Raw genomic sequence first — 18,791 nt, 5'->3', positions numbered from 1 at the left:
ATGAGAATGCTCGCAGTATTGGCCAATGTTTTCCTACTGCAATTGTCAGGGGCGGCTGTCGCGCAGGAAGACCCATACAAATCCGCAGTAGACAGCTGGCTCAATGGTAGCGAGGCCGTAGGCCTGCAAGGTTTGTCGGAAGCGGCCAGTCAGGGGAACACGTCGGCGCAAATGATCCTTGGTCAGATCGATCGCGATACTGTACCTGGAGGATTTTCCGATTACTTGATCAATCATCAGGCACGAGACCAGCTTCTTCGTGCACCGGATCCCGATAAGGGAACCGTAAACTGGTTGCTTGCTCTGAGCAATCCTGCCCTACAAAAACACGGCGAGGCCATCTTTGGATATCGGGTTGGTCGTCAGCCAATCAGCAATGCGATAGCACTGCAAACTCATGGTGAGATTGAAGGCGCCGAGTATGTATTGTGGAATACACTGAATAACGGCCGCTTTGATCTGATCAATTCCATGCCTTCAGAAAACTACGGCCTGTCCGAAGCCGGTTTTCTCAAGTGGATCGAAGCTTATATGGCGCGGGAAAACAAGGCGATCACGATGCGGGCCTTTGTGGAAGAATCCAATCCCAAACGTGTTTCGGGGTTGTTGGGTCTCAAACGACTGGCACGGCTGTTGAACCTCAATCAGCATTTTTCCGACGAAGCCAACCAGTTCACGACAGTGATGCTGGGCCGGGGCTCGGACTTACCTGAAAGTGTCGATTTGGTTCGATTGAACGAAAGCATTTCCCGCATCAGTGAAACCGATAAATACTTGAACATCGTAAAACGCTACTGCGACTCATGCGAAGGTGAAACAGTAGACTACGATTGCGTGGTTCAGGCTCTGGAAATCATAGGTGGCTACAAGACGCTGATGTCCATCCGCACCCCAGTTGAGGGGTCAATTGACCAGGCTACATTCATGAATTCTAATCGTGCGGTCGAAATCTTCGCGCAGTTGGTAAACAACATGCGCCGCCACTACTCTCGTGGCATTCGATCGTCTTGCATTGCCGCTAATCTGAAAGCCAAGGTCTAACATATAGCTAAAACAAGGTTTGATTGAGATTATCACATGTTTGAAGGCGTCGTGAACCTTTGCAAAATAGCTTAACCGTTCAATGGTTCCGGTTCCGGTAAAGCAAAAGTAAAACGTTTGTATGTACTGACTTCCTACGCTGACCAACTTGGATCGAACAGTGTGCATACTGGAAATCACGAAACAAACGGACTCGCGTAAAGAGTGTGTATAACTGAGAAACGTTTTGTGATTGGAAATTGAATAATTCCTGATTTGCAAGGGACGATAACGGACGGGACGAGGCATGGGCAACGTAATGAAACTAGTAACGACTGGTGATGAAGATACGGGTCAGATGATCGGAGCCTCTTCCGCAGACGACCTCCCTGCAGGCGCCCGGTTGTTGCATGGTCAGTACAAAATTGACCACTACCTGAACAGCGGCGGTTTCGGCATTACCTATCTGGCCAATGATAGTCTCAACCGCAAGGTGGTCATCAAAGAGTGTTTTCCAGCCATGTTCGCGCGCCGACAGAATCTGCAGGTGAAGGCTCGTGTGCAAAAACACAAAGAAGATCTTCGCCAGATTGTGCGGCACTTCATCAACGAAGCCCAGCGCCTGGCAACTATGGATCACCCCAATATTGTTGGTGTGCACCAAGTCTTTGAGGACAACGACACCGCCTATATGGCACTGGACTTCGTTGAAGGCCCGGACCTTTTGGACGCAATCGACGACGCTGAAACCCAGCTGGACGAAGCCGATGTCATGTCGATCCTGCGGCAGATTCTGGATGCGGTCGCATTTATGCACAAGCAAGGGATGTTGCATCGGGACATATCGCCTGACAACATTCTGGTCGGACCCAACAAGATACCTGTATTGATTGATTTTGGTGCTGCGCGTGAGCAAAATAGGAAAACAAACCGTGTTTTGTCTGCCTTACGCGCAGTCAAGGATGGCTATTCCCCACAGGAATTTTATGTCACTGACGGCGTGCAAGGACCGTTTAGCGACCTCTATTCCTTGGCGGCAACATTCTATCATGTGATCACCGGAGAGCGCGCGCCAGACAGCCAGACTCGGGTCTCTGCGATTGCCGAGCAAAAGCCCGATCCTTGCAAACCTTTGCAGGGGCGCTTTGATAAGTATGATGACGTCTTTCTCGAAGCGCTCGACAAGGCTATGTCGGCGATGCCAAAGGATCGCTTTCAAACCGCTGATGAGTGGCTCGAGGCGATAGATCACTTGACCGAACCGACCGCCGTTGAACAGGATGTTAGAGTTGCGGTCTCTTCATCCGGCGGAATCAACCGTGTCGCAATAACCGGCGGGCTGCTGGCATTTGGAGTTGTAGGTGCCGTAGTCGGCGTGCTGGCCATCGGAGCATTTTCACCATCCTCCGAGCCACAAGCAACGCAAGAGGACGTTTTGGCTGCCGAAGCTGAAGCCCGCGCCCAAGCTGAGATCGAAGCAGCGGCGACAGCAGAAGCAATCGCAGATGCCACCGCACGGGTCGCAGAAGCCGAGGCACGACTGGCCCAAGCCGAAGCCCGCGCGCAGGCAGAGACCATAGCGCGTGCTGAGGCCGAAGCCCGCGCCAAAGCGGCAACCGAATCGGAAGCTCGTGCACAGGCTGAGGCCGAAGCGGCTGCTCAGGCGGCGGCCCAAGCCGAAGCCGAAGCACGTGCCAAAGCCGCTGTCGAGGCAGAAGCACGCGCGCAAGCCGAGGTTGAAGCGGCCGCCAAAGCCGCGGCAGAGGCAGAAGCGCGCGCGCAGGCCGAAGTCGAAGCGGCAGCCAAAGCCGCAGCAGAAGCGCAAGCCCGAGCACAGGCTGAGATCGAAGCAGTCGCAATGGCGATGGCAGAGGCAGAATCGCGCGCGCAGGCTAGCGTTGAAGTTGCTGCTAAAGTGAGCACTGGCGACACAGATCAGGCGAATGTCGAAGCTGATACTACCACTCAAATCGTTCAGGATTTAGGGCCGACTTCAGTGAAATCTGAATGGAAGGTTCTTCTGCCTTTTGTAGCGTCGGCGGATAGTCCCGATACTGTGGAATACGTCGCTAGCGAGGCCCCGGTTTGGGTTCACGCGGGGCTGCGTATTGACTCTGTCAATGGGATTGAAATCAATGATCTGAACTCCATCGCTGCCGTTCTACTTCAATCTGGGGCTACTCCTTCGCAAGAGGGAACCATGGATGTGACCATCGGGCTTTCAAACCCAAGAGACGGTGTAGAAGTGCGGGACGTTACACTGGGTGTCGTACAAGACACGACCTTGTCGAATGGCGTCGTTTTTCAAACTCAATATGCTGAGAATGGAAAATGGGTTACGAGCGTGGTTCATGTCCCAGAAGATGTAGGCCCAGGCACAACTCTGAAACCGAACGACCAGCTGACAGCATATTTTCCGACAGATGAAAATATCGATGGGCAAGATACGATTGCCGATCTTCTGCGTGCAGGTTTGAATGACGGCCAGACTGACTTCAAGTTCACGGTCAGAAGAGGCACTTCTTTGTGGCTGGCGGACTTGCACTACGTGGGCAAGTAATAGAGAGATCATGGCTGAACGCAGTGTGCGAGTTGACCACGCCACATTGAATAGGTGGGTTGTGAAAAAGCATAACACTGGTTCTAGTCTTTCGAAAAGTTTGCGACACAACTGTCTGGGCGTGCGTAACAGACAAAGATAACGAAACCGGTATGTTTCATTTCACCGTATATGGTGAGAGTGAGCCAAAGTTCTCTGAACAAGCCGGTGTTCTGAGCAGCGGTATGGTTACTCGTCGGTTGTTTCTGTGAACCAACGGTATTTAAATTCAGTAGGACAATATGGCTCGCAGAGATGAAAAGCGCATATATAGAATGTGAACGTTGGATGAACGGTATTTCCATGCGAAAAGATGGCTAGGCTTTATTGTTTGGAAGCCTCTCGGTATCAGGTCCGGATACTAGAGACTCAGGATCTGAAAATGCAGTGTTTTCAGTTTCCTACCAGAGAAAATCGGAGTGCAGGTGCTGGGCAATTGCCGTCTTTGGTCCTCACGGAAAAACCTTCTTAGCCTTTTAACCTTGGTTTGGTCCATCAATCAGTACTCGAAGCCAACAACGTGGGTTCGTTTCAAACAGATCAAAAGGACTTCGATAATCTTGCAATTTACATAACTCAATCAGAGGCTTTCTCCACAGAAAGAAGTCTACTGTTTCTGTCAGATTGAAGGTTTGATCTTATCCAGCAACCGTTCAGTTTTACATCACCACCGAAGGCCTACTTCCCGCCAGAGATGTTTTTCACCGCGATCACAAAGCGTACAAAGCGGTCATTCGAGCGGAAAATACCAGGGGCATGTTTGTCCGCACAGCAGACATCGGCCACCACTTCTGATCGTTTGAACCATACAAAAACTGTCAGATGACGGCTTTGAGCCCAATCTGTACCTTCGGTATTTTTGCTGCGCGCGCTCGCGCACGAAAATCTCCGTAAGAGGTCAGGTTCCGCCGCCGCAAGACAGCGGCAAAATCTGCCATTCGCCGATTGCGCAGAATTTCTAATACGACATATTCACAGGTTACGGGACAAGACCGCCATCGGCTTCAATCGCGCCAACAGCCGCTGACAAATTTAAGAACCGGATTTCCCAGTCAGCATAAATTGATTTGAAGGTGCGCCTGCCCGTCGCTTGTCCGTTCAACAGAATGTCCTTTGGGACCAATTACACCACGAATGCGCGAGCGGAAATTTGAGAAGCCTTCGGATGTGACAACGTCTACGGCTTCATCCAAGTGCACCTCTAACCGGAACCATCCAGGTTTCATGATCGAAATAGAGACCACATGCCCCGTGAACGGTTGCGATAGATACGTTCCGCTGACCTTGTCACCGATGGCCCATCCCTTGGGTGGTCCGTTTCCGATGGCTGCAAACATCGTGTTCCAATCGCGGAACCCGTGTTGGTGGGCGACCAACTCGAGAGACTTGGCATGGCCAATCGATGCACCTTCCTCGGTCAATTTTGTGCGCAAACGCTTAGCTTGATCCTTAGCTTGCGTAGCTGACGGAAATTGCGTGTTCATGACGCCACTCCTTTTTTGGTGTGGAAAATGCCCCATTTTAGCTCTGGGTCTTGGGCGGAGAGCCAAAGCACTACAACAGTAAGACCCAACATCATCACTTCGGCCAGCGGACCCGCATACCAGATGCCAACTTCGCCAAACCAGAAGGGCAACAGAAACGTCAACGGGATCGCAAATGCATAAGGTTTTGTCAGCCCTAGAAGGGCTGCCTTTCCTGCAGATCCAATCGCCTGAAAATAGGTCGCAATCATCATCAACGGGCCCAACAGGAAAAAGACACATGTCATTACCGGCAAGATGCGCGCAACCTCTGCAATGACCGACGTGTCGTCTACAAACGCGCTGGCGATCCGGCTAGGCATGCTAATCACAACGGCCTGCACGATTGCGCAATAAACAAACGCGACCCAAAGTGCCATGCGCAGGCTTGCATCTGACCTTTGCCAAAGTTCAGCACCATAGTTGTTGCCCGTGATCGTCTGCATTGCAAACGACAAGCCCAGAAGTGGCAGGAAAGCAAAGGTGATGACCCGCGTGATGATCCCGTAAGCAGTAATTGTGTCGGCGTAACCCGGGCGACCAATCCATTGGAGGGCTGAGATAATCGCGGCCGACCCGAGAGCTAGTCCAATGAAATTGAGGCTTTGTGGTGCACCCAGTGCGAGGATCCGCCCCCATTTTCCGCATACGGAATGGGACAGCAAGGTCGCAGGACGCAGCGATGTTTCCCCAAACAATCGGAACGCAAAAATGATCGCAAACGCGAGCGCTTGTGCCGCCGCAGTTCCATAGGCTGACCCAGCGACGCCCATGTCCAGAACGGCGATTAGTGCGTAGTTGAACCCGATGTTTGCAATCGAAACCAACAGACTCATCGCCGCCATGAAGCCCACGCGCCCTTCGTTGCGCAACGCATCAGAATTGACTGACAACACGAACAACAGTGGCGAGAAAAACACCGTAATCCGCAGGTAGACCACCCCCATCTGGGCCAAAGTCTCTGACCCACCAGCGGCCAGCAATGCAACTGGCTGGCCCAATAGAAGGAACAACACTATCAGAACTGCGCCCAATCCAATTGCCAGCCCGTGTGCGCCTGCAAACGTGGCACGCGCGCCGTTCATGTCACCCGCGCCAAGGGATCGCGCCAGAAGGCTCGACATGCCGTTAGCCACAAGCGTGGAAAGCGCCACAATCAGCATGTAAATCGGGAACATCAAGGTGACCGCAGCCAGCGCATCAGGGCCTACATAAATGCCCAGAAACAGCGCATCTGCGACAGAAAGAAGCCCATTCATCCCCATCACGAAAATGATCGGAAATGCGGTCCTAAAGTAGATGGTGCCAAGCGGCCCATCGGTGAATGTATTAGTGGGGGTATCAGTCATGTCCCATATCTCTCTTGCCTGATCGCGCAATTTGAGATGGGACCCGCATTACCATCCGCGCGATATGCGGAAAGAGGTAGATAGAGAATTAAGTCGCAGAACTTAACCAAGACAAAAGTCAGCGGGAGGCAGGCGTCCACAGCCTGTACGTTGGCTAATCTGAAATTTTTCTGTCGTCAAGCGGTTATACTGCATCCGATTTTGCGGAAGCTGACTTACGCCGCGTTGCAGAAAATCGCTAATATGGGCTCAAACCGGACGCTCAAACGCCTGATTGCGTTCCGGAAACATTATAAACCGTAAACAGCTCTTTCGGCTCGGCCACACCGCGCAGCATATAGCGCCCGACCGAGATCAGATCCTGATCGCTGGGCTGCGCCGCGCGGGCTACGTCATCCGAGATCAGTATCCGTTGCCCCAAGGACCGATGCATGCCAGCGATACGCGCGGCCTGATTCACCGCTGGGCCGATCACCGTGAAATCCAAACGTGTCTCAGAACCGATATTGCCATACAGAATTTCGCCCGCATGCAAGGCCAGTGTGAAGTTGGCCACCGGCAGTCCAGCGGATTCGCGCTGCGCATTCAGTTCGGCGATCCGGTCCTGCAACATGGGAACCGCCTGCAGGGCCGCCTGCACGTCCTCTTCAATCTCGCCGACATTGAACATAGCCATCAATCCATCGCCCATGAACTTCAGAATATTGCCGCCATTATCGTGTACGACGCCAACGGCAACCGCCAGATAGTCGTTCAACATATCGATGATCTCGATTCCGGGCAGATTCTCGGAGAGGCTGGTAAAGCCTTCAAGGTCGAAATTCCATATCACGGCGTCGATCTGCTGTAGGGATCCGCGGCGAATTTCACCCGACAAAACACGCCGTCCAGCATCCCGACCTAAGTAGACGCGCATCAGATCTTTGGATATCCGCGCGTTCGAGGCTGACTTTAGTGCCAGGCCCAAATGGGGCAGAGCCGTATTGATAAGGTCAAGATCCTGTTCCCGAAACCCATCCGGCGCGTTCGAGGCCCACGACAACAGGACTCCATCTACGGCTTTTTTTGAGGTCTGCGACCGCGGATCGAAATTCACACCTTTAGCGTAATACTCGGTCGCACCAGCTTCGCGTAATTCATTGATCAATGGATAGCGGCTGGGCTCGTTCTGATCGACCATGCGTTCATGGACGCCGTCAAGATCGTGATGTAAAATCGCATATAGAGGACTGCTCATCCAGTCTTCTCTGGTCTCTTCTGAATACTCGAATTTCTGATAGTCACCGCCGGTGTCTTGATACCAGCTGTATCCGGTGCCGCCATATACCGGGTGCAGCGCCGATTGCGCCGCGTGAAATCGCATCAGGGGCACACCAAGTTCAATCAGACGGGTACAATAGCCGTCCAGCAATTCTTCTTTTTCGGCACCTTCAAGGCCCCGCGTCACCAGCCAGTTGATAAGATCATTTGATTTTGCCGCGTTTTGGTTCGGGGCTGTCATTTCACATTCCTGTGTCCGCTCTGGCTTCCATCTGGGAGCGAAGGGTTCGAATTACCAGAGGTCAATTCATATCAGCCAGCTTTCGCAACATTTTGCGCAACAAGGTAGCCTCGTTTTCTGTGAACATTGCGGCAAGCTGAGCATCATATTGCTGCGCAATACCACGCAATTCGCGATAAACCGACCGTCCGGCCGTGGTCAATGCAAGATGTTCAACGCGGCGATCCGTCTGGCTGACGGTTCTGACAAGAAATCGGCGCTGCTCAAGCCTGCTGACCGCGCGGCTTATCTTGGTTTTGTGAATCCTGGCGCGTTGACCGATTTCTTTCGCGCTCAATTCTCCGTAATTGCCCAGATGAAACAACACTCTCCATTCCGTGCGCAGCATCCCATAGCGGTCTTTGTATACACGCTGAAATTCCAGTGCGCTTTCTTCGGCTGCCCGGTTCAGCAGATAGGGCAGGAAATCCAGCAGATCAAACCCGTCTCTTTCGGTACTTTCTGTCTTTGTCATGCTTGTTAGTTACAAAATCAACTATTATCTCACAAGCAGAAAACAGCAGGAGCCAAGGATGAACCATCCGACAGACCCGCATAAAATGATCCAGGCCAGTACGCCCGCTGGCACCCATCCGGGCTATATGCCCGGCTTTGGCAATGATTTCGAAACCGAGGCCCTACCCGGTGCGCTGCCGCAGGGCATGAACAGCCCGCAACGCTGCAACTATGGGCTATACGGCGAACAACTGAGCGGCACTGCCTTTACCGCCAACCCACCCGAGCGCACCTGGTGCTATCGTATCCGCCCTTCGGTGAAGCATTCGCATCGCTACGATAAGATCGACCTGCCCTATTGGAAATCGGCACCTTGTGTTGACCCAGATGTGACCAGCCTGGGCCAGTATCGCTGGGACCCCGTCGCTCATACCCGAGATGGGCTGACATGGCTGACAGGCATGCGCACGATGACCACAGCAGGGGATGTGAATACGCAGGTCGGGATGGCCAGCCATATCTATCTGGTCACCGAATCGATGGTGGATGACTATTTCTTCTCGGCCGATTCCGAATTGCTGGTGGTGCCTCAAGAAGGCCGCCTGCGCTTTGCGACCGAGTTGGGGATCATCGACCTTGAGCCCAAGGAAATCGCCATTCTGCCGCGCGGGTTGGTTTATCGGGTTGAGGTTCTTGAGGGCCCTGCCCGTGGCTTTGTCTGCGAGAATTACGGGCAAAAATTCGAACTGCCCGGACGCGGCCCGATCGGCGCCAACTGTATGGCTAACCCACGAGATTTCAAGGCACCTATCGCGGCCTATGAAGACCGTGAGGTACCATCGACCGTCACTGTCAAATGGTGCGGGCAGTTCCACACTACAAAGATTGGGCAAAGCCCGCTGGATGTAGTCGCCTGGCACGGCAATTATGCCCCGTACAAATACGACCTGCGCACATATTGCCCGGTGGGGGCGATCCTGTTTGACCACCCTGACCCGTCGATCTTCACCGTACTCACCGCGCCGTCTGGACAACCGGGCACGGCCAATATCGACTTTGTCCTGTTCCGCGAACGCTGGATGGTGGCCGAAGATACATTCCGCCCCCCTTGGTATCACAAGAACATCATGTCTGAGCTGATGGGGAACATCTATGGCCAGTATGACGCCAAACCACAGGGCTTTGTTCCCGGCGGCATGAGTCTGCACAACATGATGTTGCCGCACGGACCTGACCAGGATGCCTTTGACAACGCGTCGAATTCGAACCTTGGACCGGATAAGTTGGATAATACGATGTCCTTCATGATCGAAACCCGGTTCCCGCAGCATCTGACATCATTTGCAGCGACCGAGGCCCCGCTGCAGGATGATTACATTGACTGCTGGACGTCGCTTGAGAAAAAGTTCGACGGTACACCGGGCAAGAAATAATTCCGATTGAGGTCGCAGATTTTTCGACGAAAAATCTTGGCCCCTGACAGAGGTTTGGAGACAAAATGCCATTGAAGAAATCCTGGGTGAGCTCGGCCAATTCTGCCGATCACCCTTTTCCTTTGAACAACCTGCCTTATGGCGTGTTTTCGACTGGCGGCGAAGACCCGCATTGTGGTGTTGCAATCGGCGACATGATCCTTGATGTCACAGCTGCCGAGGCCGAGGGACTGGTCGTTCTGGACGACGAACCGCTGTTCGACCTGCCTTTCTGGAACCCGCTGATGGAGCAAGGCCCCGCCGTTTGGGCCGCCCTGCGCAACCGTCTGATGGATCTGCTGGCCGAAGGCAGCGCGGCACAAGAGGACGTCGCGCCTTTGCTTGTGGCGCAGGCAGATGCCGAGCTGCACATGCCTTTTGCCGTCAGCGAATATACCGATTTCTACGCCGGCCGGCACCACGCCCAAAATGTCGGCACCATGTTCCGTGGACCAGAGAATGCATTGCCCCCTAACTGGCTGCATATTCCGATCGGGTATAATGGCAGGGCGTCTTCGGTCGTGGTGTCGGGAACAGATATCCGCCGCCCCTGGGGCCAGTTGAAATCCCCCGATCAGGACCTTCCGGCCTTCCTTCCCAGCCGTCGTTTCGACATCGAGCTTGAGATGGGCGCCATCGTGGGCACGCCCTCTGACGGACCAATTTCCGTACAAGAGGCAGACGACAATATCTTTGGCTATGTCCTTCTGAATGACTGGTCCGCCCGCGATATTCAGGCGTGGGAGTATCAGCCGCTTGGGCCGTTTCAGGCCAAGGCCACCGCCACGTCGATCAGCCCATGGATCGTGACCAAGGCGGCGCTGGAACCTTTCCGCTGTGACACGCCCGAGCGGGATTTTGAGTTGCTGGGTCACCTCAAAGAGACCGGCCCGATGCTGTATGACATTGATCTGTCGATCACGATGGCTCCGGACGGCAAGGCCGCAACCACAATCGCGCGAACAAACTATAGTCAGATGTACTATTCCGCCGCACAGCAGTTGGCCCATCACACGACGTCGGGCTGCCCGATGAACACCGGTGATCTGCTGGGGTCCGGCACGATCTCTGGCCCGACAAAGCCCGAGCGCGGTTCGTTGCTGGAGCTCAGCTGGGGCGGGAAAGAGCCGCTGACACTGGAAACCGGCGAAAGCCGCAGCTTTATCGAGGATGGCGACACGCTGACCCTGACAGGAGCGGCCAAGGGGAAAGGGTACACGATCGGATTTGGCGAATGTGCCGGAACCGTGCTGCCCGCTCTCGAAAACCCATACTCGCGATAAGGAACCACAAATGGCCAAGGCATTTGCGTCCCAGGGGGACATGTCGGAAAAGAAAATCTCGTTCACCGAGGTAGGAGACGGGCTTTATGCCTTTACCGCCGAAGGGGATCCGAATTCGGGCGTCATCATCGGTGATGACAGTGTCATGATTGTCGAGGCACAGGCGACGCCCCGTTTGGCCAACAAGGTAATCGAATGCGTGCGCTCGGTCACCGACAAGCCGATCACGCATGTGGCGCTGACCCATTATCACGCCGTCCGTGTTCTGGGTGCCAGCGCCTTTGGGGCGCAGCAGATCCTGATGTCAGACATGGCCCGCGCGATGGTGGTGGAACGGGGACAGGAAGATTGGGACAGTGAGTTCCAGCGTTTCCCGCGCCTGTTCGAAGGGCACGAAAGCATTCCCGGTCTGACCTGGCCCACGACCACGTTCAACGACACCATGACGGTGTATCTGGGCAAACGTCGGATTGACCTGATGCATCTGGGCCGCGCACATACAGCAGGCGATATCGTCATCCATGTACCCGATCAGAATGTGATGTTTACCGGTGACATCGTCGAGTATCACTCGGCCTGCTACTGCGGCGATGGGCATTTCGGCGACTGGGGCGATACACTGGATGAGATCAAGTGGTTTGATGTCGACGCCATTGCGCCAGGCCGTGGCGATGCCCTGGTCGGCAAGGACATGGTCAATGCAGCCATCGAAAACACCCGCGATTTTGTCGACAGCACCTATCGTCCGGCAGCCAAGGTTGCGGCGCGCGGAGGAAGCCTGAAGGAAGCATGGAACGCGGTGCGCGCCGAATGCGACCCGAAATTCGCCGATTACGCGATCTATGAACACTGCCTGCCCTTCAACGTCGCCCGTGCCTATGACGAGGCGCGCGGGATCGACACCCCGCGCATCTGGACCGCCCAACGAGATCTGGAGATGTGGGAAGCCTTGCAGAGTTAAGGACATACGGTCGCATTTGATCCAGATCGTTTTTCGCAGGACGGATTGGTGAGACCCTGGGATCGGGACCACTGAGCCTGAACGGCTGGTGGAAAGGACCCTCAGCGCAGCGCAATGGGAGAGCCCCATGAACAAGATCTTCGAAATACCGCTTTACGCCTACGCGCGAAATCCCGATCAGGACGCCGTAGCCCCAATACGCCACAAGGTGATCGTCATCGGCGCCGGGCCAATCGGCTTGGCCACAGCTATTGATCTGGCACAACAGGGCGTTGAGGTTGTCGTTCTGGACGAAAATGACAAGGTCAGCTTTGGCAGCCGGGCCATCTGTTTTTCACAGCGCACGCTGGACATAGCCGACAGGCTTGGATGCGCAGAGCCCTTGGTGCGGAAAGGTGTTCTTTGGGATACCGGCAAGGTCTTTTTCGACACAAGACAGATCTATGAATTCAATTTGCAGCCAGAACAAGGCTATGCCAATCCGGCATTTATCAATCTGCAGCAATATCACCTAGAACAGATCCTTGTGGACCGCTTGCGCGCACTCCAAGCTGAAGGCGCGCCAATCGATATTCGCGGCCGCAATAGGGTCGAGGCGATCGGCACCCATGAGGACCATGTCACGCTTGAGGTAGAGACCCCCGAAGGCCCCTACAACATCGAAACCGACTGGTTGATCGCCTGTGACGGCGCGCACTCTCCGGCCCGCAGGATGCTCGGGTTGGATTTCGACGGGCGCGTGTTCGAAGATAACTTCCTGATAGCTGATGTCGTGATGGAGGCTGACTTTCCTTCCGAACGCTGGTTCTGGTTTGATCCACCGTTCAACAGGGGGCAATCCGCCCTGCTGCACAAACAGCCCGACAATGTCTGGCGCATTGACCTGCAACTGGGGTGGGATATCGACAAGGAACGGGAAAAACGGCCCGAGAATGTGATCCCGCGCCTCAAGGAGATGCTGGGCGAAGATGTCGAATTCGATTTGGAATGGGTCTCGATCTATACCTTCCAGTGTCGCCGGATGGAGCGATTCCGGTATGGCCGGGTCTTGTTTGCCGGCGACAGCGCCCATCAGGTTAGCCCGTTTGGTGCGCGTGGGGCCAATTCGGGTGTACAGGATTCGGACAACCTGAGTTGGAAGCTGAAGCTGGTTATCGACGGAAAAGCGCCCGATTATTTGCTGGATAGCTACAGCCATGAACGGGTGCAGGCCGCTGATGAGAATATTGCCTATTCCAGTCGCTCGACCGACTTCATCACGCCGAAATCCCAGATGTCCCGCTTGTTGCGCGACGCCGTTCTGGACCTGGGCGAGCACTACGAATTCGCGCGCCCTCTGGTGAATTCCGGCCGTCTGAGCACACCTTGTACCTATGCGGGCTCGTCGTTGAATTCCGCAGATGCGCTGAACGGGCCAGATATCACCCGTCCCGGCGCAGCGTGCCCGGATGCCCCCCTCGGCGCCGCGTTCCTGCTGCCGAAACTCGCGGGCAAGTTTACCCTTTTGACGATTGACGCCGACGCACCAGACACTCTTGAGGAAGACGGGGTTCAGGCAACCCGCTTGGCGTTGTCGGTTAAGGACGATCCGACCCTGGCGCTCAAGCGCCGCTATCTGGGGGATGCCACCAGCGCGGTTTATCTGATCCGTCCCGATCAACACGTGGCCGCCCGCCGTGATACGTACGAAGAAAACGCATTCCGGCAGGCGATCCGCAGGGCCACCGGTAAGGAGTAAGCGAGATGACCCAACTGATCCTCACACCTAATCTGGACAATGCAGATGATTTCTATTTTGAACTGATCGCTGCCCATGACCGGCTGGATAAATCCGACAGCGACGCGCTGAATGCGCGGCTGGTACTGGTGCTAGCCAACCATATCGGAAATGCCGAGGTGTTGTCTGAAGCCCTAAAAGCCGCCAAGCTGAACGAGAATTGACGTAAACAGGAGGCCAGCGATGAGTGGCGTAGTTCTGTATGATTATTGGCGCTCGTCGGCCAGCTACCGGGTGCGGATCGCGTTAAACTTGGCTGGCATCACCTATCGTGCGGTGTCTGTCGATCTTGTCGCCGGAGATCACAAATCTGACGCGCATCTTACGCGCAACCCGCAAGGGCTGGTTCCAGTGCTTGAGATTGACGGGCTGCGGCTGACGCAATCTTTGGCAATCATCGACTATCTGGACATGACACGGGGTCTGGGGTTGCTTCCTGCGGAACCCGGTATTCGCGCACAAGCACTGGCGCTGGCACAAACCATAGCCATTGATCTTCACCCAGTCTGCAATTTGTCAGTCGCACGCCATGCAACCGCGCTCAGTGGGAATGCAGAAGGCATGCCTGGCAACTGGATGAACCATTTCATACGACCGGGTCTGCTTGCGTTCGAAGCCCAGTTGGGCGGTTTCCAACAGACCCCATATTGCACTGGACCGCAGCCAGGGCTGGCTGATCTGTGCCTGATCCCACAGATGTACAATGCCCGCCGCTATCAGGTCGATCTGACCGACCTGCCCCGTATCCTGGGCGTCGAGGCCGCCTGCGCCAAACACCCAGCCTTTGCCGCAGCGCATCCCGATCAACACGCCCCCACCTGATCCTCTGCACAGGGTCTGTGTGCCGATGCGAATGGGAATTGCCTGACCCCTGCCTTACGTTCTTCAAACAAAATGCAGGAGGCCCCAATGCCCGAAATCATCGGCTATCACGCCCATGTCTATTTCGATGCAGAAACGCAGGATACAGCCCGGCAGCTCTGTGAAGAAGCAGTGCGCCTGTTCCCAGTTGCAATGGGGCGGATGCACGCCCGCAATGTAGGCCCACATCCAAGGTGGAGCTGTCAGTTGGGCTTTGCAGCCGACGCATTTGATCAGGTCATTCCCTGGCTGACGCTGAATCGGCAAGGGTTGACGATATTCACCCATCCCGAAACCGGCGAGCATCTAGCAGACCACCGCGACCGCGCCATTTGGATGGGTGAGATGCTGGATCTAGATCTGTCGATCTTCGACCAGCCTTAACCCAATGCCTTCGCCTGATCTCTCAGCTTGAACTTCTGAATCTTGCCGGTCGAGGTCTTTGGCAAAGGACCGAAGACCACCGTCTTAGGCACCTTGAAATGGGCCATGTTGTCCCGGCAGAACGCGATGATCTCTGCCTCTGTCGCTTGCCCATCTGGTTTGAGTTCAACAAAGGCGCATGGTGTTTCGCCCCATTTGTCATCGGGGCGGGCGACCACGGCGGCCTCCATCACGGCGGGGTGCTTGTACAAGATATCCTCAACCTCAACCGATGAGATATTCTCACCTCCTGAGATGATGATATCTTTGGACCGGTCCTTGAGTGCGACATATCCATCCGCATGCATCACCCCAAGATCGCCCGAGGCGAACCAGCCGCCCCGGAACGCCTTGTCCGTGGCATCGGAGTTTTTGAGATAACCTTTCATGACAACATTGCCCTGCATGAAAATCTCACCCAGCGTCTCGCCATCCGCAGGCACGGGTTCCAACGTATCCGGGTCGGCCACCATAAGGCCGGACAGGGCCGAATACCGCACACCCTGACGAACCTTCAAAGCGGCGCGTTCTTCGCCTTCTTTGCTGTTCCATTCATCCTTCCAGGCGCAGACCACGGACGGACCATAAGTCTCGGTCAGGCCATAGACATGGGTAACTTCGATCCCCATATCCTCCATCTTCTTAACCACAGCCGCCGGAGGTGGTGCGCCTGCGGTCATCACTTTGATCTCGTGATCGAAATCCTTAAGGTTATCAGGCGCGTTGGCCAACATGTTCAGAACAATCGGCGCACCGCAGAAATGCGTGACCTTCTCATCCCGGAAGGCGGCATAGATCGGCTCATCCCGCACCGCCCGCAGGCACACCGAGACCCCTGCATTTGCCGCCATGGCCCAAGGGAAACACCAGCCGTTGCAGTGGAACATCGGCAAGGTCCACAGATAGACTGAATGCCGGGGCATGCCCCAGTCCAGCAGATCAGATTGGGCATTCAGGGACGCACCGCGGTGATGATACACAACCCCTTTTGGATTGCCTGTGGTGCCCGAGGTATAATTCAGCGTGATCGCATCCCATTCATCCGCTGGCAGGGACCATGCGAACTCGGGATCGCCTTCGGCCAAGAGCGCATCGTAAGTCAGACTGCCCTGTTTCTCGCCACCATCAAAGCTGGGATCCTCGATATCGATGACGAGAATATCGTGATCAACCTGTTCCAGTGCGTCTTGCACAACCGTAGAAAATTCCGGATCGACCAGCAGCACCTTGGTTTCCGCATGGTTCAGGATGAAGGCAATGATCGGCGCGTCCAGCCGGGTGTTAATCGCGTTCAGCACGGCGCCGGCCATGGGAACGCCAAAATGGGCCTCGTACAGTTCGGGGATGTTTGCTGCGATGATCGAAACTGTATCTCCTCGCCCTATTCCACGCCTATCCAGAGCGCTCGCCAGTCGACGACAACGGGTATAGGTTTCGGCCCAGGAATACCGGCGGACGCCATAAACAACTGACGGGTAATCAGGGTAGACCTGCGCCGTCCGTTCGATAAAGCTTAGCGGTGACAGCGGCGTATAATTCGCCTGACATTGATCCAAGTGGCGTTCATATATGTTGGCCCCTGTCATCTGCGGATCCTCCCAAATCGCAAGTTGCGCGAATTGAACACAAACATAGTCCCATGACAAACCCGTAGAAATACGGGCTGAGGCGGCCAAATAACTGTGCTGTGCCCGACTGGCGATACCAACCTACCCGATCTGGCCCTATCTTGTACTGGCCATTCACGCTGATCTGAGCCATCGAATATACAAGCCGAGGCGACACCGCCTCTGTAAGATGTGCACACGCTAATTTTGAAAGGACATGTCATGGACGGCACGTTCAACGAAAACGATCTTTCCCGCGTCGTCGAAGCCGACCGCGCCCATATTTGGCACCACTTGATCCAGCATAAACCCTTTGAAACCAACGACCCGCGCATCATTGTCGAAGGTAAGGGCATGCGTGTCTGGGATCAAAAAGGCAAAGAGCATCTGGACGCTGTATCGGGCGGCGTATGGACTGTGAATGTCGGCTATGGCCGCGAATCGATCTGTAAGGCGGTTTACGACCAGCTGATGAAGCTGTGCTATTTCGCCAACTCGGCGGGCTCGATCCCAGGTGCTTTGTTCGCCGAAAAGCTGATCGAGAAAATGCCTGGCATGAGCCGCGTGTATTACACCAACTCGGGCAGCGAGGCGAATGAGAAGGCGTTCAAGATGGTTCGCCAAATCGCCCACAAGAAATACGGTGGCAAGAAGACCAAGATTTTGTACCGTGACCGCGACTATCACGGCTCGACCCTGGCAGCGATGTCGGCAGGTGGTCAGGACGAGCGCAACGCGCAGTACGGGCCTTTCGCCCCCGGTTTCATCCGCGTGCCGCATTGCATGGAATACCGCAAGCACGAGCTGGACGGTGCGCCCGAAGAGAATTTCGGCGAATGGGCCGCGGATCAGATCGAAGAGGTGATCCTGCGCGAAGGCCCGGATACGGTTGGCGCCCTGTGCCTTGAGCCCGTGACCGCAGGCGGCGGCGTGATCGAAGCGCCCGAGGGTTATTGGCAGCGTGTGCAGGAGATCTGCAAGAAGTACGACATCCTGCTGCATATCGACGAGGTCGTCTGTGGCGTTGGCCGCACCGGTACCTGGTTCGGGTATCAGCAATATGGTGTGAAGCCGGATTTCGTGACCATGGCCAAGGGTGTCGCCTCGGGCTATGCCGCCATCGCCTGCATGGTAACTACTGAGGAAGTCTTTGACATGTTCAAAGAAGACGCCTCGGACCCGATGGGCTATTTCCGCGACATCTCGACCTTTGGGGGCTGCACCGCCGGTCCAGCGGCCGCGATCGAGAACATGCGGATCATCGAGGATGAGAACCTGCTGGCCAACTGTGTCGCTATGGGTGACCGGATGACGGGCAACCTTCAGGCGCTGATGGAAAAGCACAAGGTCGTCGGCGACGTCCGCGGCAAGGGCCTGTTCCTGGGTGCTGAGCTGGTCGCAGACCGCGCGTCCCGTGAGCCAGTTGATGAGAAGCTTGCCCAGGCCGTTGTGGCCGACTGCATGGCGCAAGGCGTGATCATCGGCGTAACTAACCGCTCGGTCCCCGGTCGGAACAACACTCTGTGCTTCTCACCAGCGCTGATTGCCACCGCGGATGACATCGACCAAATCACCGATGCTGTCGATGGCGCACTGGGGCGTGTATTCGGCTGACACCGATAGCAGTCTCTTAGGATGAGACTATGAAAACCGGCGCTGCTTGCGCCGGTTTTTTCTCAATACGGATGCCCGAACCCTCAATATGCGACCGGATGCTCCCGTTCAGTGCTGAATGTCGGTGGCCCGGGTTGTAGAATCCGTTGATGTATTCTTTGAGCGTAAGCGGTGCAACTGACCCCCGAATTAGCCCCTGATCTGCCTCTTGTTTCCATTGCATATTGTCTAGGGTCAGGACCCATTGATTTCCGTTTTGCGGCGTGATTCACGGTTCAAAAACGAGCGGTGAACATGTCTGATCTC

The 18,791-nt window shown here is 55.2% G+C and carries 15 protein-coding genes; 10 read left to right on the top strand and 5 right to left on the bottom strand.

Annotated features, from left to right (window positions below; genetic code table 11):
* Window positions 1-6 precede the first annotated feature (6 nt).
* Together AC2FFF_RS14430 and AC2FFF_RS14425 are read left to right on the top strand one after the other, a co-directional pair.
* Window positions 7-1,041, top strand: a complete 1,035-nt coding sequence (locus AC2FFF_RS14430; protein ID WP_496882981.1) for a hypothetical protein — start codon at window positions 7-9, stop codon at window positions 1,039-1,041.
* A gap of 298 nt (window positions 1,042-1,339) precedes the next feature.
* Window positions 1,340-3,580 (top strand): serine/threonine protein kinase, encoded by a 2,241-nt coding sequence (locus AC2FFF_RS14425; protein WP_496882980.1) that lies wholly within the window; start codon window positions 1,340-1,342, stop codon window positions 3,578-3,580.
* Between the two features lie 1,091 nt (window positions 3,581-4,671).
* Here AC2FFF_RS14425 and AC2FFF_RS14420 read toward each other — a convergent pair.
* The 4 genes from AC2FFF_RS14420 to AC2FFF_RS14405 all read right to left on the bottom strand — a co-directional run bounded on the left by AC2FFF_RS14420 (window position 4,672) and on the right by AC2FFF_RS14405 (window position 8,506).
* Entirely contained in the window at window positions 4,672-5,103 is a 432-nt protein-coding gene (locus tag AC2FFF_RS14420) for a glyoxalase superfamily protein (RefSeq protein ID WP_281973536.1), read from the bottom strand.
* A complete protein-coding gene (locus tag AC2FFF_RS14415; RefSeq protein ID WP_281973537.1) occupies window positions 5,100-6,491 on the bottom strand; it encodes an MATE family efflux transporter in 1,392 nt (463 codons plus the stop codon). Before AC2FFF_RS14415 ends, AC2FFF_RS14420 begins: the two co-directional genes overlap by 4 nt.
* A 262-nt stretch (window positions 6,492-6,753) precedes the next feature.
* Window positions 6,754-7,992, bottom strand: coding sequence for an adenylate/guanylate cyclase domain-containing protein (locus tag AC2FFF_RS14410; protein ID WP_281973538.1), 1,239 nt, complete (start codon window positions 7,990-7,992; stop codon window positions 6,754-6,756).
* Window positions 7,993-8,053: 61 nt separating this feature from the next.
* Complete coding sequence (locus tag AC2FFF_RS14405) at window positions 8,054-8,506, bottom strand: MarR family winged helix-turn-helix transcriptional regulator (protein WP_142639108.1); 453 nt, start codon at window positions 8,504-8,506, stop codon at window positions 8,054-8,056.
* A gap of 58 nt (window positions 8,507-8,564) precedes the next feature.
* On the opposite strand from AC2FFF_RS14405, the gene hmgA reads away from it, so the two are divergent.
* From hmgA to AC2FFF_RS14370, 7 genes are all read left to right on the top strand, one after another.
* Window positions 8,565-9,920 (top strand): homogentisate 1,2-dioxygenase, encoded by a 1,356-nt coding sequence (gene hmgA / locus AC2FFF_RS14400; RefSeq protein ID WP_271951486.1) that lies wholly within the window; start codon window positions 8,565-8,567, stop codon window positions 9,918-9,920.
* Window positions 9,921-9,985: 65 nt separating this feature from the next.
* A complete protein-coding gene (gene fahA, locus AC2FFF_RS14395) occupies window positions 9,986-11,242 on the top strand; it encodes a fumarylacetoacetase (protein WP_281973539.1) in 1,257 nt (418 codons plus the stop codon).
* 10 nt (window positions 11,243-11,252) lie between these two features.
* The gene (locus AC2FFF_RS14390; protein ID WP_281973540.1) at window positions 11,253-12,203 is read left to right on the top strand and encodes an MBL fold metallo-hydrolase; all 951 of its coding nucleotides are present in this window, start codon (window positions 11,253-11,255) and stop codon (window positions 12,201-12,203) included.
* A 127-nt stretch (window positions 12,204-12,330) separates the two neighbouring features.
* Complete coding sequence (locus AC2FFF_RS14385; RefSeq protein WP_281973541.1) at window positions 12,331-13,941, top strand: FAD-dependent oxidoreductase; 1,611 nt, start codon at window positions 12,331-12,333, stop codon at window positions 13,939-13,941.
* A 5-nt stretch (window positions 13,942-13,946) separates the two neighbouring features.
* The gene (locus AC2FFF_RS14380; protein WP_281973542.1) at window positions 13,947-14,144 is read left to right on the top strand and encodes a DUF2783 domain-containing protein; all 198 of its coding nucleotides are present in this window, start codon (window positions 13,947-13,949) and stop codon (window positions 14,142-14,144) included.
* A gap of 19 nt (window positions 14,145-14,163) precedes the next feature.
* Window positions 14,164-14,802 (top strand): maleylacetoacetate isomerase, encoded by a 639-nt coding sequence (gene maiA, locus AC2FFF_RS14375; RefSeq protein ID WP_281973543.1) that lies wholly within the window; start codon window positions 14,164-14,166, stop codon window positions 14,800-14,802.
* An 87-nt stretch (window positions 14,803-14,889) separates the two neighbouring features.
* Window positions 14,890-15,225, top strand: a complete 336-nt coding sequence (locus tag AC2FFF_RS14370) for a DOPA 4,5-dioxygenase family protein (RefSeq protein ID WP_281973544.1) — start codon at window positions 14,890-14,892, stop codon at window positions 15,223-15,225.
* Here the strand turns inward: AC2FFF_RS14370 and AC2FFF_RS14365 are convergent.
* Complete coding sequence (locus AC2FFF_RS14365; RefSeq protein ID WP_496678703.1) at window positions 15,222-16,850, bottom strand: acyl-CoA synthetase; 1,629 nt, start codon at window positions 16,848-16,850, stop codon at window positions 15,222-15,224. The genes AC2FFF_RS14370 and AC2FFF_RS14365 overlap by 4 nt on opposite strands.
* A gap of 243 nt (window positions 16,851-17,093) precedes the next feature.
* Here AC2FFF_RS14365 and AC2FFF_RS14360 point away from each other — a divergent pair, with 243 nt between their 5' ends.
* A complete protein-coding gene (locus AC2FFF_RS14360; RefSeq protein WP_142639090.1) occupies window positions 17,094-18,485 on the top strand; it encodes an aminotransferase family protein in 1,392 nt (463 codons plus the stop codon).
* The last annotated feature ends 306 nt before the right edge of the window (window positions 18,486-18,791 follow it).

The sequence above is a fragment of the Ruegeria sp. YTSA226 genome (genome assembly GCF_059609905.1).
Note: the sequence above shows the minus strand (reverse complement) of the source record. Positions and strands in the feature narration are given on the sequence as shown.

Coding starts and splice junctions, on each gene's coding strand:
- AC2FFF_RS14420 (WP_281973536.1), bottom strand. CDS start 5,103: ATGAACACGCAATTTCCGTCAGCTACGCAAGCTAAGGATCAAGCTAAG.
- AC2FFF_RS14370 (WP_281973544.1), top strand. CDS start 14,890: ATGCCCGAAATCATCGGCTATCACGCCCATGTCTATTTCGATGCAGAA.
- hmgA (WP_271951486.1), top strand. CDS start 8,565: ATGAACCATCCGACAGACCCGCATAAAATGATCCAGGCCAGTACGCCC.
- AC2FFF_RS14380 (WP_281973542.1), top strand. CDS start 13,947: ATGACCCAACTGATCCTCACACCTAATCTGGACAATGCAGATGATTTC.
- AC2FFF_RS14415 (WP_281973537.1), bottom strand. CDS start 6,491: ATGACTGATACCCCCACTAATACATTCACCGATGGGCCGCTTGGCACC.
- AC2FFF_RS14425 (WP_496882980.1), top strand. CDS start 1,340: ATGAAACTAGTAACGACTGGTGATGAAGATACGGGTCAGATGATCGGA.
- AC2FFF_RS14360 (WP_142639090.1), top strand. CDS start 17,094: ATGGACGGCACGTTCAACGAAAACGATCTTTCCCGCGTCGTCGAAGCC.
- AC2FFF_RS14365 (WP_496678703.1), bottom strand. CDS start 16,850: ATGACAGGGGCCAACATATATGAACGCCACTTGGATCAATGTCAGGCG.
- AC2FFF_RS14430 (WP_496882981.1), top strand. CDS start 7: ATGCTCGCAGTATTGGCCAATGTTTTCCTACTGCAATTGTCAGGGGCG.
- AC2FFF_RS14405 (WP_142639108.1), bottom strand. CDS start 8,506: ATGACAAAGACAGAAAGTACCGAAAGAGACGGGTTTGATCTGCTGGAT.
- AC2FFF_RS14410 (WP_281973538.1), bottom strand. CDS start 7,992: ATGACAGCCCCGAACCAAAACGCGGCAAAATCAAATGATCTTATCAAC.
- AC2FFF_RS14385 (WP_281973541.1), top strand. CDS start 12,331: ATGAACAAGATCTTCGAAATACCGCTTTACGCCTACGCGCGAAATCCC.
- fahA (WP_281973539.1), top strand. CDS start 9,986: ATGCCATTGAAGAAATCCTGGGTGAGCTCGGCCAATTCTGCCGATCAC.
- maiA (WP_281973543.1), top strand. CDS start 14,164: ATGAGTGGCGTAGTTCTGTATGATTATTGGCGCTCGTCGGCCAGCTAC.
- AC2FFF_RS14390 (WP_281973540.1), top strand. CDS start 11,253: ATGGCCAAGGCATTTGCGTCCCAGGGGGACATGTCGGAAAAGAAAATC.